This is a genomic window from Nocardia sp. NPDC004415, from assembly GCF_053602435.1.
In genome coordinates, this window is record NZ_JBSGDP010000008.1 from 12,462 (window position 1) to 37,336 (window position 24,875).

General features: G+C 69.4%; 26 protein-coding genes. 14 read left to right on the plus strand and 12 right to left on the minus strand.

From position 1 onward, the window contains the following. Nucleotides 1-92: 92 nt before the first annotated feature. Complete coding sequence (locus tag ACWEMY_RS05815) at nt 93-1,091, plus strand: DoxX family membrane protein (protein WP_452389051.1); 999 nt, start codon at nt 93-95, stop codon at nt 1,089-1,091. A 265-nt stretch (nt 1,092-1,356) separates the two neighbouring features. Continuing rightward, on the plus strand, nt 1,357-1,650 hold the full coding sequence (locus ACWEMY_RS05820) for a hypothetical protein (RefSeq protein WP_375929863.1): 294 nt from the start codon (nt 1,357-1,359) through the stop codon (nt 1,648-1,650). A 3-nt stretch (nt 1,651-1,653) separates the two neighbouring features. On the opposite strand, the gene ACWEMY_RS05825 is transcribed toward ACWEMY_RS05820, so the two are convergent. Continuing rightward, complete coding sequence (locus ACWEMY_RS05825) at nt 1,654-1,977, minus strand: hypothetical protein (protein WP_375929862.1); 324 nt, start codon at nt 1,975-1,977, stop codon at nt 1,654-1,656. Nucleotides 1,978-1,995: 18 nt separating this feature from the next. Beyond that, nucleotides 1,996-2,481 carry a MarR family winged helix-turn-helix transcriptional regulator gene (locus ACWEMY_RS05830; protein ID WP_375929861.1) on the minus strand — a complete coding sequence of 162 codons (486 nt, stop codon included), beginning with the start codon at nt 2,479-2,481 and terminating at the stop codon, nt 1,996-1,998. Nucleotides 2,482-2,548: 67 nt separating this feature from the next. Between ACWEMY_RS05830 and ACWEMY_RS05835 the strand changes: the two genes are divergently transcribed. Beyond that, the gene (locus tag ACWEMY_RS05835) at nt 2,549-3,979 is read left to right on the plus strand and encodes an MFS transporter (RefSeq protein WP_452389137.1); all 1,431 of its coding nucleotides are present in this window, start codon (nt 2,549-2,551) and stop codon (nt 3,977-3,979) included. Here the strand turns inward: ACWEMY_RS05835 and ACWEMY_RS05840 are convergent. Together ACWEMY_RS05840 and ACWEMY_RS05845 are read right to left on the minus strand one after the other, a co-directional pair. Continuing rightward, nucleotides 3,976-4,716: an MmyB family transcriptional regulator gene (locus tag ACWEMY_RS05840; protein WP_452389052.1), complete on the minus strand. Its 741-nt coding sequence runs from the start codon at nt 4,714-4,716 to the stop codon at nt 3,976-3,978. The two genes, ACWEMY_RS05835 and ACWEMY_RS05840, sit on opposite strands and share 4 nt — an antisense overlap. After that, on the minus strand, nt 4,713-5,465 hold the full coding sequence (locus tag ACWEMY_RS05845; protein ID WP_452389053.1) for a helix-turn-helix domain-containing protein: 753 nt from the start codon (nt 5,463-5,465) through the stop codon (nt 4,713-4,715). The genes ACWEMY_RS05840 and ACWEMY_RS05845 overlap by 4 nt, the downstream gene beginning before the upstream one ends. Before the next feature lie 422 nt (nt 5,466-5,887). On the opposite strand from ACWEMY_RS05845, the gene ACWEMY_RS05850 reads away from it, so the two are divergent. From ACWEMY_RS05850 to ACWEMY_RS05860, 3 genes are all read left to right on the plus strand, one after another. Then, nucleotides 5,888-6,475, plus strand: coding sequence for a CHAP domain-containing protein (locus ACWEMY_RS05850; RefSeq protein WP_452389054.1), 588 nt, complete (start codon nt 5,888-5,890; stop codon nt 6,473-6,475). A gap of 149 nt (nt 6,476-6,624) precedes the next feature. Then, complete coding sequence (locus tag ACWEMY_RS05855) at nt 6,625-7,782, plus strand: hypothetical protein (RefSeq protein WP_452389055.1); 1,158 nt, start codon at nt 6,625-6,627, stop codon at nt 7,780-7,782. A 163-nt stretch (nt 7,783-7,945) separates the two neighbouring features. Then, a complete protein-coding gene (locus tag ACWEMY_RS05860; RefSeq protein WP_452389056.1) occupies nt 7,946-8,656 on the plus strand; it encodes a DUF1906 domain-containing protein in 711 nt (236 codons plus the stop codon). 4 nt (nt 8,657-8,660) lie between these two features. Here ACWEMY_RS05860 and ACWEMY_RS05865 read toward each other — a convergent pair whose 3' ends face one another. Then, a complete protein-coding gene (locus ACWEMY_RS05865) occupies nt 8,661-9,017 on the minus strand; it encodes a hypothetical protein (protein ID WP_375929855.1) in 357 nt (118 codons plus the stop codon). A gap of 98 nt (nt 9,018-9,115) precedes the next feature. After that, nucleotides 9,116-9,889: an Rv1157c family protein gene (locus tag ACWEMY_RS05870; RefSeq protein WP_375929854.1), complete on the minus strand. Its 774-nt coding sequence runs from the start codon at nt 9,887-9,889 to the stop codon at nt 9,116-9,118. Between the two features lie 267 nt (nt 9,890-10,156). Here ACWEMY_RS05870 and ACWEMY_RS05875 point away from each other — a divergent pair, with 267 nt between their 5' ends. Beyond that, nucleotides 10,157-11,389 (plus strand): mannosyltransferase, encoded by a 1,233-nt coding sequence (locus tag ACWEMY_RS05875; RefSeq protein ID WP_452389057.1) that lies wholly within the window; start codon nt 10,157-10,159, stop codon nt 11,387-11,389. 1 nt (nt 11,390) lies between these two features. Here the strand turns inward: ACWEMY_RS05875 and ACWEMY_RS05880 are convergent, their stop codons facing one another. Both ACWEMY_RS05880 and ACWEMY_RS05885 read right to left on the minus strand, forming a co-directional pair. Continuing rightward, entirely contained in the window at nt 11,391-11,687 is a 297-nt protein-coding gene (locus ACWEMY_RS05880) for a 4a-hydroxytetrahydrobiopterin dehydratase (protein WP_375929852.1), read from the minus strand. Between the two features lie 53 nt (nt 11,688-11,740). After that, nucleotides 11,741-11,917 (minus strand): hypothetical protein, encoded by a 177-nt coding sequence (locus tag ACWEMY_RS05885; RefSeq protein ID WP_278263204.1) that lies wholly within the window; start codon nt 11,915-11,917, stop codon nt 11,741-11,743. 125 nt (nt 11,918-12,042) lie between these two features. Between ACWEMY_RS05885 and typA the strand changes: the two genes are divergently transcribed. Both typA and ACWEMY_RS05895 read left to right on the plus strand, forming a co-directional pair. Further along, a complete protein-coding gene (gene typA, locus ACWEMY_RS05890) occupies nt 12,043-13,947 on the plus strand; it encodes a translational GTPase TypA (protein WP_375929851.1) in 1,905 nt (634 codons plus the stop codon). A 154-nt stretch (nt 13,948-14,101) separates the two neighbouring features. Beyond that, complete coding sequence (locus ACWEMY_RS05895; RefSeq protein WP_452389138.1) at nt 14,102-15,817, plus strand: ABC transporter family substrate-binding protein; 1,716 nt, start codon at nt 14,102-14,104, stop codon at nt 15,815-15,817. Nucleotides 15,818-15,855: 38 nt separating this feature from the next. On the opposite strand, the gene ACWEMY_RS05900 is transcribed toward ACWEMY_RS05895, so the two are convergent. Then, nucleotides 15,856-16,230, minus strand: coding sequence for a hypothetical protein (locus tag ACWEMY_RS05900; protein ID WP_452389058.1), 375 nt, complete (start codon nt 16,228-16,230; stop codon nt 15,856-15,858). A gap of 319 nt (nt 16,231-16,549) precedes the next feature. On the opposite strand from ACWEMY_RS05900, the gene mshB reads away from it, so the two are divergent. Both mshB and ACWEMY_RS05910 read left to right on the plus strand, forming a co-directional pair. Next, on the plus strand, nt 16,550-17,440 hold the full coding sequence (mshB, locus tag ACWEMY_RS05905; protein ID WP_452389059.1) for an N-acetyl-1-D-myo-inositol-2-amino-2-deoxy-alpha-D-glucopyranoside deacetylase: 891 nt from the start codon (nt 16,550-16,552) through the stop codon (nt 17,438-17,440). Between the two features lie 34 nt (nt 17,441-17,474). After that, nucleotides 17,475-17,891 carry a hypothetical protein gene (locus ACWEMY_RS05910; RefSeq protein ID WP_375929849.1) on the plus strand — a complete coding sequence of 139 codons (417 nt, stop codon included), beginning with the start codon at nt 17,475-17,477 and terminating at the stop codon, nt 17,889-17,891. Here ACWEMY_RS05910 and ACWEMY_RS05915 read toward each other — a convergent pair. From ACWEMY_RS05915 to ACWEMY_RS05925, 3 genes are all read right to left on the minus strand, one after another. Then, complete coding sequence (locus ACWEMY_RS05915; protein WP_452389060.1) at nt 17,888-18,235, minus strand: DUF1622 domain-containing protein; 348 nt, start codon at nt 18,233-18,235, stop codon at nt 17,888-17,890. The two genes, ACWEMY_RS05910 and ACWEMY_RS05915, sit on opposite strands and share 4 nt — an antisense overlap. A gap of 126 nt (nt 18,236-18,361) precedes the next feature. After that, the gene (locus ACWEMY_RS05920) at nt 18,362-20,017 is read right to left on the minus strand and encodes a PH domain-containing protein (protein WP_452389139.1); all 1,656 of its coding nucleotides are present in this window, start codon (nt 20,015-20,017) and stop codon (nt 18,362-18,364) included. Nucleotides 20,018-20,058: 41 nt separating this feature from the next. Beyond that, entirely contained in the window at nt 20,059-20,559 is a 501-nt protein-coding gene (locus ACWEMY_RS05925) for a PH domain-containing protein (RefSeq protein ID WP_452389061.1), read from the minus strand. A 148-nt stretch (nt 20,560-20,707) separates the two neighbouring features. Here ACWEMY_RS05925 and ACWEMY_RS05930 point away from each other — a divergent pair, with 148 nt between their 5' ends. From ACWEMY_RS05930 to dapC, 3 genes are all read left to right on the plus strand, one after another. Next, nucleotides 20,708-23,308: a bifunctional FO biosynthesis protein CofGH gene (locus tag ACWEMY_RS05930; protein WP_452389062.1), complete on the plus strand. Its 2,601-nt coding sequence runs from the start codon at nt 20,708-20,710 to the stop codon at nt 23,306-23,308. 102 nt (nt 23,309-23,410) lie between these two features. After that, nucleotides 23,411-23,734 (plus strand): ferredoxin, encoded by a 324-nt coding sequence (gene fdxA / locus ACWEMY_RS05935; RefSeq protein WP_022566345.1) that lies wholly within the window; start codon nt 23,411-23,413, stop codon nt 23,732-23,734. Further along, nucleotides 23,731-24,822 carry a succinyldiaminopimelate transaminase gene (dapC, locus tag ACWEMY_RS05940; RefSeq protein WP_452389063.1) on the plus strand — a complete coding sequence of 364 codons (1,092 nt, stop codon included), beginning with the start codon at nt 23,731-23,733 and terminating at the stop codon, nt 24,820-24,822. Before fdxA ends, dapC begins: the two co-directional genes overlap by 4 nt. Nucleotides 24,823-24,875: the final 53 nt, after the last annotated feature.

Here is a 24,875-nt window from a genome sequence, read left to right on the forward strand (position 1 = left end):
TCGGGCGGCGCGTCGTTTCGGTTCGGGGGACCCGGGTAGACGCAGGATGAGGAGCTGCGTTCTCCCCAGTCGTTGACGAAGGGATTCCCACGATGCCGATCAAGCCTGTCCGCCGTCTGGCCCGTACTCTGCTGGCGACCACGTTCGTCGCCGGGGGTGTGAACGGGTTGATGAATCCGAAACCTCGGGCGGAGGCCGCGTCCGCGCTGGCCGACAAGGGGCGCACGGGGTTGCCCGACGCGCTCGCCGCGAAGGTGCCCGACGACCCGGGGCAGTGGGTGCGGATCAACTCGATGGTGCAGATCGCGGGCGGGTTGTTGCTGGCCAGCGGTCGCGCGCCGCGGCCCGCCGCGCTGGTGCTGGCGGCGACGGTGGTGCCGGGGACGGTCACCGAACAGGACTTCTGGGCCGAACCCGATCCGGATCGCCGCGCGGTCAAACGCATCGGGTTCCTGAAGGATCTCGGGCTGCTCGGCGGTCTGTTGATCACCGCCTCCGACACGGCGGGCAAGCCGTCGCTGGGCTGGCGGGCGCGCAAGGCGCTGGAACGCCACGATTCGAAGGCCGAGGGTGCCGCGCTCCTCGGCGCCGCCAAACTGCGCGGGGCGCAGCTGGCCGATGCCGCACAGGGGCAGGGTGAGCACCTTGCCGCCATCGCGCAGGAGCGCGGGGCGCAGCTCGGCGAGTTCGCCAAGGAGCGCGGACCGCAGGTCGCCGAGGTGGCCAAGGAACGCGGACAACAGCTCAGCGAGCTCGCCCGCGATCGGGGGCCGCAGCTGGCCGACGCCGCCAAGGAACGCGGACAGCAGCTCAGCGAGCTGGCCCGTGACCGGGGCCCGCAACTGGCCGAGGTGGCCAAGGAGCGCGGCGCGCACTGGGGCGAGCTCGCCCGTCAGCGCGCGCCGCAGCTGGCCGAGGCCGCGAAGGAACGCGGCGCCCACCTCGCCGAGATCGCCAAGGACCGCGGGCCCGAGCTGGCCGAGGCCGCTCGGCAGCGCGGCACGGCACTGGTCGACGTCCTGCGCGAGCGCGCGGAGGCGGCCACCCGCCAGGCCGAGCCGGCCGAGAAGACCCGCCGCTTCTTCCGCTGATACCGCGCCGGGAACGCCGGGGTCGCGCACTCGCGCACCCCGGCGTTCCCGCGTCCGGACGACGGTGAAGGCCGGCGCGGCCTGCCCCGAGATCCGGTGTCTATCGGCCCTTGTCGGCACGGGTCATGATGGGACAGGGTCGGGGGTGAAGAATTCGCGCGGAGTCCGGCGCCCGGAACTCAATCCGGGCGAATCGGGCTCGGTGCCGAGTTGTGGCGTGAATACTGCATACTCGCAGTGATTTCCGAGAGTGGGTTCGAGGTTGATGTTGTCCGGTCGTGAAACGTCCAAGCCGTATGCCGTGCGGGTCGCCCTGGTGGGTGCCGCGCTGACCATCGGGCTGCTCGGGGCGGCGGCGCCCGCTTCGGCCGTGCCGGGGACGGGCTCGGCGACCGGGTCGGCCACCGGCTCGGCGAATCTGGCCACCGGTTCGGCGCAGCTCGCGACCGGTTCGGCGCAGGCCTCCGCGGCCGCGGCCGATTCCTATTTCACCTGGCAGTCGGCCCAGTTCCTGCAGAAGGCGCTGCAACTGCTGCTCGCCGTGGGGCCGAATCTCTAGCGGTCACTTCCAGGCCTGCTGCCAGCGGTCGGCGGCCCAGTCGCGCACGTCGGGGCTGACCAGGATCGCGGGCAGCAGGATCGCGAAGCCGAGCACCAACACGGCCAGGCGCAGCCAGACGCTCAGCTCGATCACCGCGCGCACCAGCGCGGGCAGGACACACAACCCGGCCAGAACCACCAGGGCGATCGCCGCGAGGTTGCGGCCGGGCCCGGCGATCAGGGCCGCGCAGGTGCCGAAACACAGGCCGAGGACCAGTCCGCCGACGCCGACGAAGTAGTTGTCCCAGGCGAGCCAGCTCGGACGGGCAGACCGGTGAGTGACCACGCGCGGCAGCTTAGCGCGCTAGCTGTCGGTGTGCGGCGGTCTCGGCCACGGGTTGCGCTCGATCTGTTCGACCGAGCGATTGAACTTGCGCATCAGCCTGCTCAGCTCGCCGATGTCGGCGGCGTCCCAGTCGGCCACGACGACGCCGATCCCGTCGGCGCGATGTTTGCGGTCGGCGGCCAGCGCCGCCCTGCCCTCGGCGGTGGCGCGGATCTTGCGGGCCAGCCCGCCGTCCGGGTCGGGCACCCGCTCCACCAGTTGCTGCTTCAGCATCGCGCCCACCTGCCGGTTGATGGTGGAGATATCGAGCTGGAAAGCCTCCGACAGTTCCTTGAGACTGAGCGGTTCGCCCAGGTCCAGGCGGGTGAGGATGAGGAATGCCGAGCGGTCGAGCTGGAAGCCGGGGCGGCGCCGCGAGGTGGTCGGGAAGTGCCGGGAGATCAGGTTCAGCTCGAAAACCAGGCGGGCGAACGGGGTGTCGTCGGCGGGGCCGGAATCGGACATGTGCCAACTATGTCGCGTGAGTCACCCGAATCCAAATTGTGTAGTATGCACATGCTGTGTACGGTGCATATTCGTGTCTGTAACTACCGCCGACGTCTCGCCGGCCACCCCCGAAACCGGCCGGATCACCCCGGCGGTACTCATCGCGGTGCTCAGCACGGTCGGCGTCGTCGTGTCGCTGATGCAGACGCTGGTCATCCCGATCATCCCCTCGCTGCCGACGCTGCTGAGCACCTCGGCCTCCAATGCCTCCTGGGTGATCACCGCGACGCTGCTGGCAGGCGCGGTCTCCACGCCCATCTCCGGCAAGCTCGGCGACATGTTCGGCAAGCGCCTGGTGCTGGTGATCAACCTCGGGTTCATGATCGTCGGCTCGGTGGTCTGCGCGAGCTTCTCCTCGCTGCTGCCCGAGATCGTCGGCCGCTCGCTGCAGGGCGCGGCCGTCGGCGCGATCCCGCTGGGCATCAGCATCATGCGCGACGAGTTGCCCCCGGCCAAGGTCGGCGGCGCGATGGCGGTGATGAGCGCGACGCTCGGCGTCGGCGGCGCCATCGGCCTGCCCTTCGCCGCGGTGATCGCGCAGAACGCCGACTGGCACATGCTCTTCTGGACCGCGGCGGGCCTCGGCATCGTCTGCGCGGTGCTGGTGTTCGTGTTCGTGCCCGAGTCGCCGGTGCGCACCCCGGCGAAGTTCGATTTCGGTGGGGCGCTCGGCCTGTCGATCGCGCTGCTGACGCTGCTGGTCGGCATCACCAAGGGCGCCGACTGGGGCTGGGCGAGCGTCTCGATCCTCGGTCTGTTCGCCGCGTCGCTGGTGAGCTTCCTGCTCTGGGGCTTCTACGAACTGCGCCAGTCCGCGCCGCTGGTCGACCTGCGGGTCTCGGCGCGTCCGCGTGTGCTTTTCACCAATATGGCCTCGATCGCCGTCGGCTTCGCGCTCTACGGTATGTCGCTGACCTTCCCGCAGCTGCTCATGGCCCCCGAGGCGACCGGCTACGGCTTCGGGCTGTCGATGGTGGTCGCCGGTCTGGCGATGGCGCCGACCGGCCTGGTCATGATGCTGCTCTCGCCGGTCTCGGCGCGGCTCTCGGCCAAGAAAGGGCCCAAGCTCACCCTGGCGCTGGGCTCGGCCGTGATCGGGATCGGGTACCTGTGCGCGGTGCTGATGATGGACAGCGTCTGGCAGATCATGCTGGCCTCGGTGATCGTCGCCGGTGGTGTGGGCCTGGCCTACGCGGCCATGCCCGCGCTGATCATGGGCGCGGTGCCGATCACCGAGACCGCGGCCGCCAACGGCCTGAACTCGCTGATGCGCTCGATCGGCACGTCCACCTCGGCCGCGGTGATGGGCGTGGTGCTCGCGCACATGACCATGCAGCTCGGCCCGCACGTGCTGCCCTCGCGCGAGGGCTTCCACACCGCCTTCTTCATCGCGATGGCCGGTGCGGTGGCCGCGATCGCGCTCACCGCCTGCATCCCGATGCGCAAGACCGATTAGTCCGAGTCCGGCACCGGGGAGAACACCACCAGCGACCATTCCCGGCGCGGAATGGTGTAGTCGAGCACGTGCATGGTCATGGTGACCGAGGCGCCCGTCTCCGGATGCCGGATGCGCTGGACCGGGCGGTCCAGGTGGGTGGGCGCGTCCGGTTCGGTGGTCCAGAACTCGGCCCACTCCTCGGCCTGGGAACAGGTCGCCACCAGCTCGTCGATGCGGCGCTGGGGCACCACCCCCGGGCTCATCACCCGGAACCCGTAGACGCACAGGTGCACCTGCTTGTGCCAGTCCAGCATCGCCACCCGGGAGCTGGGGTCGAGCATCATCCACTCGAGCAGGGTGGTGCCGGCGTGCAGGCCGGGGAAATACCGCTCCCAGGCCGCGTTGGCCGCCACGATGTCGAAGGACGAATACACCTGCAGGCTGGCCGGATAGGGGAGTGACTCGAGCAGGTCCAGGTCGGCGGCGGGCACGGTGCCGGTGTCGGGCACCGAGCTGTCGTAGCGGTCGGCGTAGGACAGCGACACCAGGTGGTCGCGGAACAGGTCGGGCACCTCCAGCACGTCGAACAGGGCGTTGAGCGTCTCCACGGTCGGGGTGCGGGTGCCCTGTTCGATCTTCTGGATGAGGGCGGGGGAGATGCCCGCGGCCGCGCTGAGGGCGGTGCGGGTGAGCCCCGCCGACTCGCGGCGGTCGCGCAGATAGCGCGCGATCGAGGCGTGCGGGTCGTCTTTCACGTGTCACTCCCTCTGCCCGAGGCGTACGGCGCCACGGTGACCAGCGACCACGGGCGGCGCGGCAAGGTGAACTCCAGATTGTGCAGGGCCGTTCTCGTCGGCTCGCCGGTCTCGGGGTGCCGCAGCAGCAATTCGGGGGCGTCGGCGTTGCCGGGGGTGTCGGGGACCGTGGTCCACAGCCGTTCCCACACCGCCGCGCGCGAACAGGCGTCGACGATGGCGTCGATGCGCGCCTGCGGCACCACCCCGGGCGCGGTGACCCGGAAGCTGTAGACGAACAGGTGGATCTGGCGCTCCCAGTCCAGCACCACCGTGGGGGCCACCGGGTCGAGCAACATCCACTCCAGCAGCGTCGTGCCCGCGACCATGCCGGGGAACTGGCGATCCCAGCCGGGGTTGGTCGCCACGACGTCGGAGGTGGGATACACCAGCAGGCAGGCGGGCTGGGTCAGGTTGGCGAGCAGGGTGAGATCGGCGGCGGGGACCTCCGGCGAGACGACCGGGGCCGGGGTGTCGTAGCGCGGCGACAGCGACAGCGACACCAGGTGCTCGCGGAACAGATCGGGCACGTCGAGCGCCTCGAACAGCGAGGTCAGCGCCTCGAGGGTGGGGGTACGCGTGCCCTGCTCGATCTTCTGGACGAGCGCGGGGGAGATGCCGGCGCGGGCGCCGAGCGCGGCTCTGGTCAGGCCCGCCGACTCCCGGCGTTCGCGCAGGAATCGCGCCACCGGTGCGTGCGGGTCTTCCACGCCACGTTCCTCCGCTACGTCGATGGGACAAATTGGGACAGTCGTCTAGCTTGACCGACAGTAAAGCGTTCGCAAAAATTCTCACAGCCGGGCGGGAAACCGCACGGCTACCAGTCCAGCACGATCGGGCGCCACGCGCCGCTGTCCGTGCTGGTCCGGTCAGTGTGTTCCGGAGCGGTACGTGTTCGAAACCACGTCCGCGCCCCCGTGCGCGGATGTCGCCGGAGGGGATGGCACGCACGCTTGCTGCGCGCCGAGAGCGCGGTTTGCCGAGCCGACGCCCGGGTGGCGCAGGGGTCCACCCGGTGGTCGTGCTCCCGCCCGGCCCGCTCCGGAGCACACCGACCGGTTTCCCGATTCGGGGAACCTGTCGCGCCTCCGGTTCGTCTAAGAGTGCACAGGCACAACGAAAGCGGGGGGCGATGACGCAAGTACAGACCGAAGAACCCACCAGCCGCGTCGGCCGGTGGATGCTCGGCATCTCGGGACTGCTGGCGGCCACGGCGGTGATCGTCGGCGGACTGGTGTGGTGGCAGCACGACTGGGGCGAGCCGTTCCCCACGCTGGACACCGAACACCTCGACGAACAGCAGATCGCCCTGGTCGAGGTGCTGCGGCGCGAATACGAGCAGCCCGGTGACGGCCGCAAGTACGCCGAGGGCGTCGAGGAGGCGTGGTGCGCCGACTTCGTCAGCTGGACCATGCGCGAGGCGGGCAGGCCGCTGGCCAATCCGAACTCCGGGTCCTGGCGTATCCCGGGTGTCTACACGCTGCAGGAGTACTACCAGCAGGTCGGCCGGTTCACCCGCGGCGATGTCGGCTACCGGCCGCGCGCCGGTGACGTGGTGCTCTACGGCCCCGACAGCCCCTTGGGTCAGCACACCAACATCGTGCTGGAGTCCGACGGCGAGACGATCACCACCATCGGTGGCAACGAACTGGGCGGAATCCGGGTCCGCACCATCACCCTCGCCGAAACGGACGATCTGGTCGGGTATGGGCGTTTCTGAAATCTCTTGTCGCTCAAGACAACTGCCATGAACCTGGACGGCGGTACCACGCGGGTGCCCGTACCATGGAGATCGCGGCGCCCGGCAGCGCCGCCGATGGCTCCTCCGTCCTGCTTCCCCCTCATCGGCAGGACGGAGGAGTTGTTACGGTGTCCGATGTGCATGCGCAGGTGACCGATGAGGCCCGTCGTGACCCGACGTGGATCGACTACGCCGATTTCGGCGAGCGCTTCGTCACCTACGCGGTGACCGAGGACCGCATCGCCGCCGCCGTCGCGGGCATGACCGGGCGCGGGGTGCAGATCGGCCCGTTCTCGCTGGGTCCGGCCGGGCTGGCCGGGTTCGCCGCCGAGGGCACCCTGGGCACCCCGGTGGTCACCCGCACGCCCGGTGACGCGCTCAGCTTCGGGGTGAAGATCCCGCTGACGCTGGCCGTCAACCTGGTGCTGGGCGGGCGCAAGCTGGGCCTGGCCGCCGTCGTCGAGATCGGCCTGACGCTGCACGCCCGCACCGCCGCGCCCCTGCTGGTGGTGATCGACGTGGCCCCGGTGACCGCGCGCGACGTGAGCTTCACCCTGCGCGCCGAGGCCGTCGACAGCGCGTGGGAGATGCTGCTCGACCCGATCGCGGGCCTGGTGCAGCGCGAAGTGGCGGGCCGGGTGAACGCCATCGTCGGTGATCCGAAGGTCCGCTCGGCGCGGGTCTTCGACATCGAGGCCATCCTCGACGGCTATCGCTCGCCGCACCGCAACGACACCGTCTTCGAATGGATCGACTACCGCGAGTTCGGCCTGCGCTTCTTCACCACCATCGTCACCCGCGACCGCGTGCACGGGGTGGTCGGCCAGATGGCGGGCAGCCCGATCGAGGTGGGCCCGCTCTCGGAGGGCCCGCGCGGCGCGGCCACGGTGACGGTGCGCGGCGCGATCGAGGAACCGCGCGTGCTCGACCGTGGCACCGGCGCACCCGGTGACCTGCGGGTCTTCGACATGGTGCTGCCGGTGGGCCTCGACATCACCGTCGATGTGCTCAAGGCCAACCACTACCGTGCCGACCTGCGGATTCCGCTGGTCCTCACGGCCAGGGCCGCCGAGCCGCTGCAGATCGTGATCGATGTGCCGCCGCCCGCGGTCGAGGACATCTCGATGGAGTTCCGGGCCAAGGGATTGCGCGCGGCCACGCTGGCGCGGCTGGCCGGGATCAAGAAGCAGATCATCTCCCAGGTCGTCGCGGTGGTGAGCACCGAGCTGGCCGATTCGCGCGGCCGGACCATCGACGTGGGCGCGGCGATCGACGGCGCCACCTGACGCCCGTGTGACTCGTGGGGCGAATGTGACCGTTGGTTCTGGCGGTTCCCCTGTGGTTGTGGTGCAATGAGTCGACATTCGAGGCTCCCGGCGCGCAGGTTTCGGGGAAGGCGCACCGGGCACGCCGCCGGTTGACGGTCGGGTTGCGCGAAGGAGTCCTGCGATGCGTTCTGTCCCTGTGAGCCGGCGGGAGTTCTTCGGATTCGCCGCCGCCGCGGCCACCGTCGGGATGGGCCTGTCCGCGGCCCCCGCCGCCGCCCAGTCCTACGGCACCATGGTCGATTACGCCGCGGGCGTGCCCTCGGCGGCGGCCATCCGCGCGGCCGGGCACATCGGCGTGATCCGCTACGTCTCCGATCGCAGGCCCGGTGCGGAGTGGATGGAGGGCAAGCCGCTGCGGGCCGCGGAGGTGGAGGACCTCTGGTCGGAGGGCCTGTCGATCGTGTCGAACTATCAGTTCGGCAAGGGCCCGACCGCCGACTGGCGCGGTGGCCGCGAGGCCGGTAAGCGCTGCGCCGAGCGCGGCTGGCAATTGCACAGTGCCGCGGGCGGACCTGATTCGGCACCGATCTACGCCTCGATCGACGACAACCCCGACGAGGACGAGTTCGTGGAGATGATCGCGCCCTATATCGAGGGCTGGGAATCGGTTCTCGGCCACGAGCTGGTCGGCATCTACGCCAACAGCCCCACCATCGACCGCGCGCTCGACGCGGGCCTGGCTTCCTGGTTCTGGCAGCACAATTGGGGCACCCCGCGCGGCTATGTGCACCCCGAGGCGCATCTGCACCAGTTCGAGATCGACAAGCGCAGCATCGACGGCGTCGGGGTCGACCTGAACCGGGTCCTGGCCTCGGACTACGGCCAGTGGTGAACCGCTAGGTCTGGCAGTGACAGGTCGGCGCGAGCCGCAGTTCCGGTTCGTCGTCGGGCACCACCCGCAGCGCCGCCCGGTTGTCGGGTGCGGCATGGTCGCCGAGCCAGGACAGCAGCGACCACCGGGACAGTCCCGACAGCGCCGACCCGAGACTCACGAACGACCCCGACGAGATCGCCGACCCGAACGAGCCCACCGATCCGATCGAGAGCACCGACCCGACGCTGCCGATCGAGAGCACCGAATAGGCCGACCCGATCGACAGGATCGAGCCCTCGGATCGCCACGACAGAATGGACCGGCGCGATTTCCTGCTCCGGATCGAGCGGAGGTCTCCGACACTCTGGTTGGTCGCCATCGTCCCGGTCTACCACATGCCCTGGGCGCGGCGGAACACCCCGGAAACGACCGAACCCGGTCCGTTCGGGGGAACGGACCGGGTTCGGCGGTGCTTTCCTAGACGGTGAAGAAGCCCAGGGTCGGCATGAACGAGCAGGTGCGCGGGGCGGCGCCCTCGGCGGCGGTGGTCAGCGAGCCGGAGACGACCGCGACGACGCGGCCGTGGCCGGTGTTCGCGATGGCCGAGAGGGTGGCCGGGCCGCCGGGGTTGATCTTGGCCTCGTCGGTCAGCGTCTGGATCGCCGACTGGCGGGTGTCGAGGTTGAGCCACTGCACCGTCATCGGCGGGTTCTGCTCGGCGGTCGGCGCCTTGGTGCCGAGCGCGGTGAACACGAAACCGGCCTGACCGGCGGCGGGGCCGGGCGGGGGCAGCTGGGCCGGACCGGCGACCGCGAGCGCGGTGCCGACCGAATCGGCGCCGTCACCGATGCAGCCCTTGCCGATGGTGGGGTAGAGGAACTGGGCGATGACCGGTCCGTCCTCGGGGATCTCGGGGCCGCCGCCACCGCTGCCGTCGAGGAAGGTGATGATCCGCTCGAGGGTGGACTTGATGGCGGGCGGGAGGTTCAGCGTGGCCAGCAGCGCCCGCGCCTGATCGAGCAGCGCGGTCTGCGGGTTGGCGACGTCGGCGGGGCCTGCGATGAGGCCGGCGACGGCGGGGGCGAAGGCGGCGAGCGCGTCGACCGGGACGCCCTCGGGCACCATCGGAACGCTGATCGGCGCCGCCTGCGGGGCGGGCGCGGGAGCGGCGATGGCCGGCGCGGCGAGCATGGCGCTGGCCGCGATGGCGAGAGCGGTCGTTGCGATCCGCGATCCTCGGCTACGAAGCACTGGTCTAGCCGTCCTTACCTCGGTGTTGCGATGGTGACGAGGTGTCGAACCCGTCTGTGTCGGGGTCACTCTAGGGACAACGCCGCTGTGTTGTACAGCCGCCCGGCCCGATGTCGCGTCCGGACCCGAAACCGTGTTCATCGACGCTAACCCCGGTCCGTGTTACAGATGGGGATGTTGATGCAACTGTTACCGATGGTGTCGATGGGTGGCTGGTCAACCCGTGCGCGCAGGCGCGCGTGGGAGCCCGGTTAAGGTTGTCTCACCATGGCATCGAACAGACATCTCCGATGGGCGCTCGTGCTGCTCGGACTGTCCGTGCTGGCCCGCCTGGGCTGGATGCTGTTCGCGCCGAACGGCCTCAACGTCGTCGACCTGCACGTCTACGTGGACGGGTCGGCCTCGCTGCTCACCGACCGGCTCTACGATTTCACCTATTCGGAAGTGACGCCGGACTTCCCGCTGCCGTTCACCTATCCGCCCTTCGCCGCGCTGGTCTTCTTCCCGCTGCACTACCTGCCGTTCACGCTGGTGGCGGTCGGCTGGATGCTGGCGACGGTGGCCGCGCTCTACGGCGTGATCCGGATCAGCCTGGAACTGCTGGTCGGCGCCGAGCGCGCCCGGCAGACCCGCTGGATCACCCTGGCGGTGGGCTGGACGGCGCTGGGCGTCTGGCTCGAGCCGGTGCGCACCACCATCGACTACGGCCAGGTCAATGTGTTCCTGGTGTTCGGCGCGATGCTGGCGGTGCGCAGTGCGCGCTGGTGGATCTCGGGAACGCTGGTCGGCGTGATCGCGGGCATCAAGCTGACCCCGGCGATCACCGGCCTCTACTTCGTGGCGCGGCGCCGCTGGGCGACGGTGCTGTGGTCGGCGGCGGCCTTCGGCCTGACCGTGGCGGTGAGCTTCCTGATCAACGCGCACGAGGCGCGCCGCTACTTCGGCACCCTGCTCGGTGACGCCGACCGGATCGGGCCGGTGGGCTCGGTGTGGAACCAGTCGCTGCGCGGCACGATCAGCCGAATCCTGGGCCACGACGTGCAGTCCGGGCCGTGGTGGATCGCGGCGGTGCTGGTCACCGCGGTGCTGGCGCTGCTGGCCTGGCGCACCCTCGGCCCCGACGACCGGCTCGGCACCCTGGTGCTGGTGCAGCTGTTCGGCCTGATGATCTCGCCGATCTCCTGGTCGCACCACTGGGTGTGGCTGATCCCCACCTCCCTGTGGCTGCTCTACGGGCCGCTGCGCGAGGAACGGATGGCGCGGATCATCGCCGGGTTCTGGGTGCTGACCATGCTGGTCGGCGTGCCGTGGGTGCTCTCGTTCGCGCAGCCGACCATCTGGACCATCCCGCGGCCGTGGCCGCTGGCCTGGCTGGGCGCGGTCAACGCGATCGGGGTGTTCGTGCTGCTGGGCTGGCTGATCTGGCGCGGTCGCGACACCCTGCGCGCGCAGGTGCGCTCGCTCGGCCGCGCGCCGGTCGAGGTGGCGGCGAACCGGTAGGTCAGCCGACGATCTCGTCGATGCTGTGCGCCAGCGCGACGTCCTTGGCGGTGATCCCGCCCGCCGAATGCGTGCTCAGCGTGAAATGCAGTGTGCGCCAGCGGATGTCGATATCGGGGTGATGATCGGCCGTCTCGGCCGCCGCCGCGATCCGGCGCACCAGTTCGATGCCGGCCAGGAAACTCTGCGCCTGCACCGTGCGGGTGAGTGTGGTGCCCTCGTGTGACCACCCGGGCAGGGTCGCCAGGGCGATGGTGATCTCGGGATCGCTGAGCAGTGCCGGTTGCGGAGTACCCATGCCTGCAGTTCTACGCCGGTTTCGGCCACGGCGCATCGCCCGTCGTCACAGCGTCAGGCGGCGCGCGCTTTCTTCAGCGCTTTTTTGAGATCTTTACCGCATATTCCGGCCGCTTCGGCCTTCTTCATCCGCATGATGACGACGGGACATTTGAAGCAGCGCGTCTTCTTTCTGCAGCACTTCTTCTTCGGTTTCAGGCTCGACACCTTCTTGGCCTTCACCTTGCCCATGCGGGTTAGCGTAGCCTAAGTACAAAGCCTGACACGTGTGGGCCACCGGGGTACCGGTAGGGTGTAACAGGCCGCGATGCCAGTTGAATGCGCGCCAATACACCAACATGCAGGAGGATTGAGGCGTGTCGTCTACACGCGATTTTCGCAACGTCGCCATCGTGGCCCACGTCGACCACGGCAAGACGACGCTGGTCGACGCCATGCTTCGTCAGTCGGGCGCGTTCGCAGAGCGAGCCGAGCTGGTCGACCGAGTCATGGACTCCGGTGACCTCGAGCGCGAGAAGGGCATCACCATTCTCGCCAAGAACACCGCGGTGCACCGGCACCACCCCGACGGCTCCGTCACCGTCATCAATGTGATCGACACCCCCGGCCACGCCGACTTCGGTGGCGAGGTCGAGCGCGGCCTGTCCATGGTCGACGGTGTCGTGCTGCTCGTCGACGCGTCCGAGGGCCCGCTGCCGCAGACCCGGTTCGTGCTGCGCAAGGCGCTCTCGGCCAAGCTGCCGGTGATCCTGGTGGTCAACAAGACCGACCGCCCCGACGCCCGCATCGCCGAGGTCGTCGAGGAGTCGCACGATCTGCTGCTCGACCTGGCCTCCGACCTCGACGACGAGGCCGCCGAAGCCGCCGAGCTGGCGCTGGACCTGCCGGTCCTCTACGCCTCGGGCCGCGAGGGCAAGGCGTCCAAGGAGCGTCCGGAGAACGGTCAGGCGCCCGACGCCGAGAACCTCGACGCCCTGTTCGACGTGCTGCTCAACAACATCCCGGCGCCCAAGGGCAACGCGGACGCGCCGCTGCAGGCCCACGTCACCAACCTCGACGCCTCGGCCTTCCTCGGCCGCCTGGCGCTGGTGCGGGTGCACAACGGCGAGCTGCGCAAGGGTCAGAACGTCACCTGGATCAACGCCGACGGCGCCAAGCAGGTCAAGATCACCGAACTGCTGCAGACCATCGGTGTGGAGCGTCAGCCGGGCGAGGTCGCCGTGGCCGGTGACATCGTCGCCATCGCCGGTATCCCCGACATCATGATCGGCGACACCCTCGCCGACATCGACAACCCGGTGGCGCTGCCGCGTATCTCCGTCGACGAGCCCGCCATCTCGGTGGTCATCGGCACCAACACCTCGCCGCTGGTCGGCCGGGTGCAGGGGCACAAGCTCACCGCCCGCATGGTGAAGTCGCGCCTGGACCAGGAACTCATCGGCAACGTGTCGCTGCGCGTGCTCGACATCGGCCGTCCCGACGCCTGGGAGGTGCAGGGCCGCGGTGAGCTGGCGCTGGCCATCCTGGTCGAGCAGATGCGCCGCGAGGGCTTCGAGCTCACCGTCGGCAAGCCGCAGGTGGTCACCAAGCAGGTCGACGGCAAGGTGCACGAGCCGTTCGAAGAGCTGACCATCGACTGCCCCGACGAGTACCTGGGCGCGATCACCCAGCTGCTGGCCGCCCGCAAGGGCAAGATGGTGCAGATGAGCAACCACGCCGCCGGCTGGGTGCGCATGGAGTTCATCGTCCCCTCGCGCGGCCTGATCGGCTTCCGCACCGTGTTCCTCACCGAGACCCGCGGCACCGGCATCGCCAACGCCGTCTCCCACGGCTACGCGCCGTGGGCCGGTGAGATCCGCGCCCGCCACACCGGTTCGCTGGTGTCGGACCGGGCCGGAACGGTCACCCCGTTCGCGATGATCCAGCTGGCCGACCGCGGTCAGTTCTTCGTCGAGCCGGGTGCCGACACCTACGAGGGCATGGTCGTCGGCATCAACCCGCGCGCCGAGGATCTCGACATCAACGTCACCCGCGAGAAGAAGCTGACCAACATGCGCAGCGCGACCGCCGACGTGATGGAGACCCTGGCCAAGCCGCTGGCCCTGGACCTCGAGCTGGCGATGGAGTTCTGCGCCGGTGACGAGTGCGTGGAGGTCACCCCCGAGGTGGTCCGCGTGCGTAAGGTCGTGCTCGGCGCCAACGAGCGTGCCCGCGATCTGTCCCGCCGCAAGGCGCGCGACCGCGCGGCCGCCGGGTCCTAGGTAGTACCCGAGTCGAGGGGACGGTGCTTCGGTACCGTCCCCTCGTTCGTTTCGGTGGGGTGCGCGTGCGCGCCCCCGGACAGATGGGGCAGGTAGAGTGCCGGACGTGAGTTCGGGGGTCAGACGCGCGAAGTGGCGCGCAGCAGTGGTGGCGATGGCCGCGTCGGCGGTCCTCGCCGGTTGCACGGCGAATCCACCACCGCCGATCGAGAGCACCGATTCCCCCAAGACCACCCAGGCCAAGCCGGGCAAGAACACCGTCGTGGTCGCGATCGACGACATCGGCATCGGCTTCAATCCGCATCTGCGCTCGGATCAGTCGCCTGCGACGAATGCGGTGAGTTCGATGGTGCTGCCGAGTCCGTTTCGGCCGGTTCCGAACCCGGTCGAGCCCACAGCGGTGGACTGGGTACCCGATGCGTCCTTGATCGAGTCGGCTGAGGTGTCGGCGCAGAATCCGTTCACCATCACCTACGTTCTCCGTAACCAGGCGAACTGGTCCGATGGAGCGCCGATCGCGGCTGAAGACTTCCGATTCTTGTGGCAGCAGATGGTCACGCAGCCCGGAGTGGTCGATCCGGCAGGCTATCGTCTGATCTCCGATGTTTCGTCGGCGGGAGGCGGAAAGACTGTCATCGTGACCTTGTCGCAGCCGTATCCGGCTTGGCGCGAGCTGTTTTCGAATCTTCTCCCTTCGCACCTGGTCAAGGACTCACCGGGAGGGTTCACCAGCGGTCTGGCCGAACGGATTCCGGTGTCGGGGGCAAACTTCACTATGCGTGTCGACCGGGGCCGCGACGAGATCCTGCTGGAACGCAATGATCGCTTCTGGGGCACCCCGGCGGCACCCGACCAAATCCTGTTCCGTCGCGGTGGGACCTCGTCTCAGCTTGCTGAGTCGTTGCGCACCGGTGACGCACAGATGGCGCTGGTGCACGGCGGCGTGGCTACTCGGGCGCAACTCGCCGCGATTCCGTCGGTTCGTACCACGATCATGCCGCAGGCTCGTGAGCTACAACTGGCACTGAACGGTCGCTCTGGCGATCTCAGCGACGCGCGGGTGCGCAAGGCCGTGCTTGCGTTGCTCGATCCAGGTCTGCTGGCGACAGTCGGGGCGCAGTCGGGCGGCTGGGTGGAGCCCGCGCGCGCACAAATACTTCCACCGTCGAGTCCCAGCTACAGTCCGACAGCGCCAGGGCGAATGAGTACCGACGAAGCGTTCGCCCTTCTGGCCGAGGCAGGATTCGGGCGCGCACCGGAAACGGTGCAGACCAACTCGCCCACATCGCCAGCTCCGCAGCCGCGCTCGATAGTCCGCACTGGTAAGGCGTTGACGGTCCGCATCGGCGCGGTCGCCGAGGACACGGTGGCCTTGGCCGTCGCCAACACTGCTGCGGACCAATTGCGCAGCGCCGGTATCGATGCCACGGTTCGAGGCGTTCCGGCCGACGAACTGTACGGGAAGCAGCTGGTCGACTCAGGTGTCGATGCCATCGTCGGCTGGGAGCTGGCGGGAGCTGATCCGGCGACGGTACTAGCGTCGCGTTACGGTTGCGCGCCACGCGAGGCAATCGGCGCGGACGGTGCGGCTACAGCTGCTGCCGACGCGTATCAACGGGCACCGAGCAATCTCGGAGGAGTTTGCGATCCGGTGATCCAGCCGTTGATCGATGAGGCGCTGCGAGGAACAGATGTCGGCCGGATCGTGGCCGAGGTCGAGCCTCGGCTGTGGGAACTCGCCAGTGTTCTACCCATCGTCCAGGACAACGTCGTTGCGGCGGCCGGTCCTCGGGTGGATGGCGTGTCGATGTCCGGCGCCATCCAGGTGGGTATCTTCGGCGACGCGGCGCAATGGCGAAAGTTGCCGTGACGATTGCTTTGGATGTGCTGGGCACACACTTGTCAGGCTCAGCGTTGTCCTTTACGCTCGTCAGCGTGCGACCACATCATGTCGCACTCTTTGGGAGGGGTTCCATTATGGGTATGCGTTTCAGCGCCGCTGTTGCCGCGTCGGTAATTTCGGTAGGTTGTCTGGCGGCTTTGGCTGCGCCTGCACATGCCGATACATATGTGGGAAGTTGCCACTATACCGACGGCTCGTGTAAGAATGCTGTCGATCAGCAGTGCCCGGGCCAGTACAAGATCGTTCAGAGAAATGATGGTTCGTTGATCGATGATTGGTACTGTGTCCAGCTGTAGCGGGTCGATCGAGTAGATCTCCGCAGGTGAAGCTGCCGAGGGGTCGGTCAGCGCCTGGTCGCAGCCCCTCGGCAGCCGATCCACCGCCGCATGTCAGGACCGAAGTTCGCGGGAGGGCGCCGGGTGTCATCCGGGCTTCTATCGGCCGAAATGTAGTCTATCTATCTTCGATTCGTTTGCTGTCGCCTCTGTTTGCAGTATTTCGAATTTCCGCCCGTCTCTGTTCGTGCATTCATGAGCAAAGAGGTCTCGATGTCGCAGCTGAATCGAAAGGATGCCCGGGGCGGCCCATCGGCTTTTTTCGTTTGCGGGGATTTCGATCATTCCAGGGTTTGAATTGGGAGCCAGCTAGTATCCAACGGTCGCCTCGAACGGGCTGACGATGGGACGAGAGGGACTTCCAATGCATGGAATCAGCGACACCGGCGGACTGCTGCTGGTGCACGCCCACCCCGACGACGAGTCGCTCACCACCGGTGGCACCATCGCGCACTACCGGCGCCTCGGGGTGCCGGTGACCGTGGTGACCTGCACGCTCGGTGAGGAAGGCGAGGTGATCGGGTCGCGCTGGGCGGGCCTGATCGCGGGCGAGGCCGATCAGCTCGGCGGCTACCGGATCAGCGAACTCACCGCCGCGCTGGCGGCACTGGACGCCGGTGAGCCGTGGTTCCTCGGTGGCGCGGGCCGGTGGCGTGACTCGGGGATGGCGGGGACGCCCTCGGCCGAGCATCCGCGGGCATTCGTGAACTCCGGAGACGCGGCGGTCGACGAGCTCGTCGCGGTGATCCTGGCGCTGCGCCCGCGTGTGGTGGTCACCTATGACCCGCGCGGCGGCTACGGCCATCCCGACCACATCCGCGCGCACCGCATCACCACCGCCGCGGTGGCCGCGGCCGCCGGCCAGGGCTGGGACGTGCCCAAGTTCTACTGGACCGTCACCGACGGCGAGCTGCTGCGTCAGCACACCGCCGCGCTGGCCCGCCGCACCGTCGACGAGCTGCCCGGCGCGCTGCCCGCGGGCTGGCGGCTGCCGGTGGAGGCCGAGCTGGCGGCGGTGTCGACCGACACCGCGACCACCCTGGTCGACGTCTCCGATGTGCTCGCGGCCAAGCGCGCCGCCCTGCGCGCGCACGCCACCCAGGTGAGCGTGGCGCCCAGCGGCCGGGAGTTCGCGCTGTCGAACAACATCGCCCTGCCGGTGCTGCCGGTGGAGCATTTCCAGCTGGTGCGCGGCGCGCGCGGGCCGGTCGCGGCCGACGGGCTCGAACACGATCTGTTCGCCGGACTGGAGTGAGGTCACCGGTCCGCGGCCGCATAGACTCGGCCGCATGACCGACCAGCCCGCCGCCGTGTCGCGGCGCCTGCCCGCGCTGCCGGATCCGGTGCTCTCGGGACTCGTCGTCGTGCTGCTGCTGTTCAACGCGCTGCTCACGCTGGTCGTCGAGGTGCTGTTCCTGCCGCTGTACATCGGCTCGGTGCCGGTGCCGATCTCGGCGCTGCTGGCCGCGCCGATCAATGTCGCGCTGGTCTACGGCATGGAGTCGGTGACCGGGCGGCTCGGCTTCACCTTCGCCCCGATCGTGGTGTGGGTCTTCGGTTTCCTGGTGTGCGCCTCGCGCGGGCCCGGCGGTGACATCATGCTCGGCAGCGACGGCCGCACCCTGTTGCTGCTGGCCTGCGGCGTGATCCCGCCGATCGCCTACCTCTACTACCGTTCGAACGCGAACGTCTTCCGCACCGGCTAGGTGCTCGTCTTGGCCTGGTTCCACGGCCAGTGCCCGGTCAGCTCCAGCTGCATGGAGTAGCTGAGGAAGGTCCGCACCAGCACGATCAGGGCCAGCACGCCCACACTGGTGAAACTCGGTGCGACGGCGACGGTCCGGATGATGTCGGCGGCCACCAGGAATTCCAGGCCGAGCAGGATCGCGCGCCCGAGCCCGCGCCGGTAGGTCTCGTAGGCGGGTTCGAAGTCGCCGCGCCAGCTGCGGGCGAACTGCACCGTCGCGACCAGCGCGCCGATCGCGATGGCGGCCACGCCCGCCCCGTCCAGGGCCTTGCCTGCGGTCTCGATGATCTCGGTGAAGTCCACGAAGCACCCCTTTGCGTGCGCGGCCGGGCGAGCTCTTCGCAGCCTACGCCGCACCGCGACGGCCCGCGGCCGGACACTCGCGGCGCCGACCCGGTCGGGATCTGAGGGGACCGCACGGGGTGCGGGCTATCCGCGGTGGCCGAGCCGTCCTGGTGTGACTTCCTCGATGAGGGAGTAGGCGCGGTCGAGCGGGATATCGACGACGAGATAGGCCTTCTTCCCGGCGGCGGTCGCCGCGACGACGGTGGCCAGCCCGGCCCGGCGCTGCCAGAACGTCTGGCGGACGGTCCAGCCGATGATGCCGGGCGCTTCCAGACAGTCGCGATTGCGATCGAGACTGCCGCGCCGGGTGATGAGCCAGGTCGGGCCGGTAGTGCCGGGCAGAACGCGATGACCGAGTCCGCGATAGCGATCCTCGGCCAGCGCCGCCATGACCAGGGCCAGCAGCACCGGCAGGGCCCAGGTCCAGCCGGGCAGGTCGCCGCCCAGCAGCACGGCGAGGATCATGGCGGCGATCAGGATGCCCACAGGCCAGGCGGCTCTGGTGTAGCGCCGTCGTCGGGCGGTGGGGCCATGGCGGTGCAGCTCGATCGTGCCGAGCGTGGCACCGGTGACCGGGCCCTGGACGACAGGCCGCGCTCCAGCATCCGCGTGCGGACGATCGGCGCCGCCGGTCGCGATCCCGATGGCGTGGCTCGGCTGGGCAGGCGGGGTCTCGGTGGCGGGGCCTGGTTCGGCTGGCGCGTTCCCGGGTAGTAACTCGGTCGAGCCGGCGCCCGCTTCGGCTCTCGTAGGCGTCCCCGGCCTGCGCCGCGTGCGCAGCAGTTCGTCCAGGGTGCGTTCGACCGCGATGCGTGGCGCCTGCGGCAGGATCTTCTGCCGTGGGTTCTCGCCGGTCATGATCATTTCCAGCTGCGCGGCGCGGGCGGCCCGCAGCAGCAGCGGCTCGCTGAGCGTGGCGCCGCGGAAACGGGCCAGGTCCAGGGTGATCTGGCGGGTGGTGATCAGGCCGTGGCGCAGGTGCAGGGTGCTGCCGTTGTCGAGCACCCGCAGGCCGTACCAGGTGGTCAGGTACTGCGCGCAGGCGGCCAGGCTCACCAGTGCCAGCGTGGCGAGGGTCAGGCCGAGCACCACGACGGTGACGATCGAGACGCTGTCGTCACCCAGATGCTGCACGGGCGCCGAATCCGAGACCACGTCGATGAGCCCGTACTGGGCACCCAGGCCCGCGATCGGGGCGACGATGGCCAGCCCGGTCAGCGACAGCGGCGCGTAACGCACCCAGGCGGCCTGCCAGTGGCCGATCTCGGTGCCCGTCTCGGCCGCGGCGTCGTACGGCGAGACATGGGGCACCACAGGGGAATCCGTGGCGTTCGCGGTACCGGTGTGGGCGAGCAGTTCGGCGCGCAGCGCGGGAATCCGGCTGGTGTCGAGCGCGTCGAGCTTGAATTCCTCGCCCTTGCCGGTCTGCTTGCCGGTGCCGATGGCGAGCACCGCCACGCCCAGCATCCGGTGCAGCAGATCGGCTTCCACGTCCACCGAGCGGATGCGCGGGCGCGGCACCGACAGGGTGCGCCGTTGCAGAATCCCGGTGCGCAACTGCACGTGATCGGGGTCGATGCGATAGGACGTGGTGAACCAGCGGGCCACGCCGTAGGCGGCGACCAGCGCCACCGGCCCCAGACTCCACAGCGGATTGCCGCTGGTCGTGCCGACGATCACCGAGCCGAGCAGCACGGGGATGTACTTGATGATCTCGGTGACCGGATACACCAGCAGCATCCGGGGATCGAGCCGCTGCCACTCGACCGGAGCCGCTGCGGTCACGTGGCGTCCCCGCGGTGCTGGGCGGCGATGGCGGCCAGCCGGGTGACGGTCTGCTCGGCGACCGGCAGGTCCAGCGCGCCGATCTTCACCGCGCCCGCCGAGGACGCCGTGGTCACCGTTACCGTCGCCAGCCCCAGGATGCGCTCGAGCGGCCCGCGCTCGGTGTCGACGGTCTGCACCCGCGAGATCGGCGCGACCCGCGATTCCTGATCCACCCACCCCACCCGGGTGTAGACGGCCTCGTCGGTGACCTCCCACCGATGCACCGCGTAGCGCCACAGCGGCACGACCACCACCGCGAGCACCGCCAGCAGCACCAGCACCAGCGCCGCGAGCCCCTGCCAGTTCCGATGCGCGCTGTCGAGCACCGTCCACACCACCAGCACGGCGGCCAGCACCACGATCCCGAGGGCGTTCTCGAGCGCCCACAGCAGCTTGGCCTTGGAACTCGGACGCCAGGCCGGTTCGGCCAGAATGGTGGAGCGCGGGGGTGACATGCTGCCCATGGTTCCATGCGGGACCGACGAGTTCACCCGCTCGGGAATACCGGTGCGCCCCCGGCGGGTTGTCGTTCGACGGGACCGAACGACGCGCGCCGGTCATGGCCGTGACCAGCAGACCGCACGTTCTGGAAGGAAATAGCGCATGATCGACGGGGTGAGCGATCTTCCGAAGCCGAGCTTCCCGCTGCCGCCACCGACGCCCGCCGCCATGCGCAGGGCGTTGCGCCGGGCTCGCGACGGCGTGACCTTGAACGTGGACGAGGCCACCGTCCTGCTGCACGCCACCGGCGAGGACCTGGCCGATCTGTGCGCCAGCGCCGCCCGGGTCCGCGACGCGGGACTGGAATCGGCCGGTCGGCCGCGCACCATCAGTTATTCGCGCAATGTGTTCATCCCGCTCACCAAGCTGTGCCGGGACAAATGCCACTACTGCACCTTCGTCACGGTGCCGGGCAAGCTGCGCGCCGAGGGCAAGGGCATGTTCCTCGAGCCCGACGAGGTGCTCGAGATCGCCCGCCAAGGTGCCGCGCTGGGCTGCAAGGAAGCCCTGTTCACCCTGGGTGACCGCCCCGAGGACCGCTGGCCCGAGGCCGCGCAGTGGCTCGACGAACGCGGCTACGACTCCACCCTGGACTACCTGCGCGCGGTGTCGATCCTGGTGCTCGAGGAGACCGGCCTGCTGCCGCACCTGAACCCCGGGGTGATGAGCTGGGCCGAGATCGCCCGCCTCAAGCCGGTCGCGCAGTCGATGGGCATGATGCTCGAGACCACCGCGACCAGGCTGTTCACCGAGAAGGGCGCCTGCCACTACGGCAGCCCCGACAAGGACCCGGCCGTGCGGCTGCGCGCGATCACCGACGCGGGCAGGCTCTCGGTGCCCTACACCACCGGCATCCTGGTCGGCATCGGCGAGAGTCTCACCGAGCGCGCCGAGTCGATCATGGCCATCCGCAAGCAGCATCGCGAGTTCGGGCACATCCAGGAAGTGATCGTGCAGAACTTCCGCGCCAAGGACGACACCGCCATGCGCGATGTCCCCGACGCAGGCGTCGACGAGTTCCTGGCCGCCGTCGCGGTGACGAGATTGCTGCTGGGACCGGATGTTCCGGTGCAGGCGCCGCCGAACCTGGTGTCGCACAGCGATTGCCGCGCGCTCATCGACGCGGGTATCGACGACTGGGGTGGGGTGTCGCCGGTGACGGTCGACCACGTCAACCCCGAGCGGCCGTGGCCGAACCTGGACACGCTGCGCGAGATCACCGAGGCCGCCGGATTCACCCTGGTCGAGCGCACCTCGGCGCATCCGAAGTACGTGCGCGCCGGGCACCCGTGGATCGACCCGCGCATCGGCGCCCACGTCGACGCGCTCACCGACCCGGCCACCGGCCTGGCCCGCTCCGACGCGATGCCGGTGGGCCTGCCCTGGCAGGAACCCGACGAGTCCTGGGATTCGGTCGGCCGCGTCGACCTCAACACCGCCATCGACAGCGAGGGCCGCAAGACCGACAGCCGCAGCGACTCCGGCCTCGGCCAGGAGGTCGTCGGCGCGTTCGGCGACTGGGAGACCATCCGCGAACACGCCCGCGAGCTGGCCGTCACCGCGCCCGAGCGCCTCGATTCCGAGGTCCTCGACGCCCTGACCGCCGCCGAGAAGGACCCGGGCGGGCTCACCGACGACCAGTACCTGGCCCTGGCCACCGCCGACGGTGTGGCGCTGGATGCCGTTGCGGCACTGGCCGATCAGCTGCGCCGCGAGGTCTCCGGTGACGAGGTCACCTACGTGGTGAACCGCAACATCAACTTCACCAACATCTGCTACACCGGCTGTCGTTTCTGCGCGTTCGCCCAGCGCAAGGGCGACGCCGACGCGTTCACCCTGAGCACCGACGAGGTCGCCGACCGGGCCTGGGAAGCGCACGTCGACGGCGCCACCGAGGTCTGCATGCAGGGCGGCATCGACCCCGAACTGCCGGTCACCGGGTACGCCGATCTGGTGCGCGCCATCAAGGCCAAGGTGCCGTCGATGCACGTGCACGCCTTCAGCCCGATGGAGATCGTCAACGGTGCCTCGCGCGGCGGCCAGAGCATCCGCGACTGGCTCGCCGCACTGAAAGAGGCTGGGCTGGGCAGCATTCCGGGCACAGCCGCGGAGATCCTCGACGACGAGGTGCGCTGGGTGCTCACCAAGGGCAAGCTGCCCACCTCGGCCTGGATCGAGGTGATCACCACCGCGCATCAGCTGGGCATCCCGTCGAGCTCGACGATGATGTACGGCCACGTCGACAACCCCAAGCACTGGGTCGGGCACCTGCGCGTACTGCGCGGCATCCAGGACGAGACCGGCGGCTTCACCGAGTTCGTCCCGCTGCCGTTCGTGCACCAGAGCGCCCCGCTCTACCTGGCGGGCGCGGCCCGGCCGGGCCCGACCAACCGCGACAACCGGGCCGTGCACGCGCTGGCCAGGATCATGCTGCACGGGCGCATCCACAACATCCAGACCAGCTGGGTCAAGCTCGGCACCCTCGGCACGCAGGCCATGCTCTCCGGCGGCGCCAACGATCTCGGCGGCACGCTGATGGAGGAGACCATCTCCCGGATGGCGGGCTCGCAGCACGGTTCGGCCAAGACTGTGGCCGAACTCACCGAGATCGCCGTCGGCATCGGCAGGCCGGTGCGCGAACGCACCACGACCTACGGATCGGTGGCCGCGAAACCGGTGCCGTTGTCGCTGTCGATCGGGTGAGGAAAACGTCGAGTTAGGGCAGGCTGACCTGGGGGTAACGTGGAGTCACGCGATAGGGTTTCGGGGGCGGAGCAACCCGCAGGACAGACTAGGAGAACGGCAGTGCCGTACATCATCGCTGAACCGTGCGTTGACGTGAAGGACAAGGCGTGCATCGAAGAGTGCCCCGTGGATTGCATCTACGAGGGTGGCCGCATGCTCTACATCCAACCCGACGAGTGCGTTGACTGTGGTGCGTGTGAGCCGGTCTGCCCCGTGGAGGCGATCTTCTACGAAGACGACACCCCGGACCAGTGGAGCGGCTACATCAACGCCAACGTCGACTTCTTCGACGAACTCGGTTCTCCCGGCGGCGCGACCAAGGTGGGCAAGGTCGACTACGACCCGGCCTTCATCAAGGCGCTGCCCCCCATGGCCGAAGAATGAGGGTCAGCAGCCTGCTGCCCGATTTCCCCTGGGACACCATCGCCGGGTTCAAGCAGAAGGCGTCCGCGCATCCCGGCGGGCTGGTGGACCTGTCCGTCGGCACGCCGGTCGACCCGGTCGATCCGCTGATCCAGGCGGCCCTGAACTCGGTCGCGGCCGTTCCCGGCTACCCGACCACCCACGGCACCCCTGAGCTGCGCGCGGCCGCCGTCGCGGCGCTGGCCCGCCGGTTCGGGGTCACCGGGGTCGACCAGGCCGCGGTGCTGCCGGTGATCGGCACCAAGGAGCTCATCGCCGGTCTGCCGCGCCTGCTCGGGCTCGGCGCCGAGGACCTGGTGGTGATCCCCGAGATCGCCTACCCGACCTACGAGGTGGGCGCGCTGCTGGCCGGCTCCAAGCCGTGGCGGGCCGACGGCCTCACCCGGATCGGCCCGCAGAACCCGGCGCTGATCTTCGTGAACTCGCCGTCGAACCCCACCGGCAAGGTGCTGCCGGTCGAGCACCTGCGCAAGGTGGTGGCCTTCGCCCGAGAACGCGGCGCGATCGTCGCCTCCGACGAGTGCTACCTGGGCCTGACCTGGGAAGGCGAGGCCGTCTCCATCCTCGACCCGCGCGTGTGCGACGGCGACCACACCGGTCTGCTGGCCATCCACTCGCTGTCGAAGACCTCCAACCTGGCCAGCTACCGCGCCGGTTTCGTCGCCGGTGACCCGGAACTGGTGGCCGAACTGCTCGAGGTGCGCAAGCACTCCGGCATGATGCTGCCCTTCCCCATCCAGGCCGCCATGACCGCCGCCCTGAGCGACGACACCCACGAGGCCCAGCAGCGCGAGCGCTACCGCGCCCGCCGCGACACCCTGCGAAAAGCCTTGCTGGCGGCCGGTTTCCGCATCGACCACTCCGAAGCGGGCCTCTACCTCTGGGCCACCCGCGGCGAACCCTGCCGCCTGACCCTCGAATGGCTCGCCGACCGCGGCATCCTCGCCGCCCCCGGCGACTTCTACGGCCCCCGCTCCCCGGAACACGTCCGCATCGCCCTCACCGCGACCGACGAACGCATCGCCGAAGCGGCATCGCGCCTGGCCTGATCACCGTTCGCCCCCCGGCCCCCGGATCGGCTACTGTCCGGCGGGTCGGGGTG

Excerpts from the sequence above, each read along its gene's own strand:
- ACWEMY_RS05925 (WP_452389061.1), bottom strand. The coding sequence starts at position 20,559 with ATGTCACCCCCGCGCTCCACCATTCTGGCCGAACCGGCCTGGCGTCCG.
- mshB (WP_452389059.1), top strand. The coding sequence starts at position 16,550 with ATGCATGGAATCAGCGACACCGGCGGACTGCTGCTGGTGCACGCCCAC.
- ACWEMY_RS05895 (WP_452389138.1), top strand. The coding sequence starts at position 14,102 with ATGGCCGCGTCGGCGGTCCTCGCCGGTTGCACGGCGAATCCACCACCG.
- ACWEMY_RS05860 (WP_452389056.1), top strand. The coding sequence starts at position 7,946 with ATGCGTTCTGTCCCTGTGAGCCGGCGGGAGTTCTTCGGATTCGCCGCC.
- ACWEMY_RS05920 (WP_452389139.1), bottom strand. The coding sequence starts at position 20,017 with ATGCTGCTGGTGTATCCGGTCACCGAGATCATCAAGTACATCCCCGTG.
- ACWEMY_RS05910 (WP_375929849.1), top strand. The coding sequence starts at position 17,475 with ATGACCGACCAGCCCGCCGCCGTGTCGCGGCGCCTGCCCGCGCTGCCG.
- dapC (WP_452389063.1), top strand. The coding sequence starts at position 23,731 with ATGAGGGTCAGCAGCCTGCTGCCCGATTTCCCCTGGGACACCATCGCC.
- ACWEMY_RS05830 (WP_375929861.1), bottom strand. The coding sequence starts at position 2,481 with ATGTCCGATTCCGGCCCCGCCGACGACACCCCGTTCGCCCGCCTGGTT.
- ACWEMY_RS05880 (WP_375929852.1), bottom strand. The coding sequence starts at position 11,687 with ATGGGTACTCCGCAACCGGCACTGCTCAGCGATCCCGAGATCACCATC.
- ACWEMY_RS05885 (WP_278263204.1), bottom strand. The coding sequence starts at position 11,917 with ATGGGCAAGGTGAAGGCCAAGAAGGTGTCGAGCCTGAAACCGAAGAAG.
- ACWEMY_RS05930 (WP_452389062.1), top strand. The coding sequence starts at position 20,708 with ATGATCGACGGGGTGAGCGATCTTCCGAAGCCGAGCTTCCCGCTGCCG.
- ACWEMY_RS05815 (WP_452389051.1), top strand. The coding sequence starts at position 93 with ATGCCGATCAAGCCTGTCCGCCGTCTGGCCCGTACTCTGCTGGCGACC.
- ACWEMY_RS05875 (WP_452389057.1), top strand. The coding sequence starts at position 10,157 with ATGGCATCGAACAGACATCTCCGATGGGCGCTCGTGCTGCTCGGACTG.
- ACWEMY_RS05820 (WP_375929863.1), top strand. The coding sequence starts at position 1,357 with ATGTTGTCCGGTCGTGAAACGTCCAAGCCGTATGCCGTGCGGGTCGCC.
- ACWEMY_RS05850 (WP_452389054.1), top strand. The coding sequence starts at position 5,888 with ATGACGCAAGTACAGACCGAAGAACCCACCAGCCGCGTCGGCCGGTGG.
- ACWEMY_RS05865 (WP_375929855.1), bottom strand. The coding sequence starts at position 9,017 with ATGGCGACCAACCAGAGTGTCGGAGACCTCCGCTCGATCCGGAGCAGG.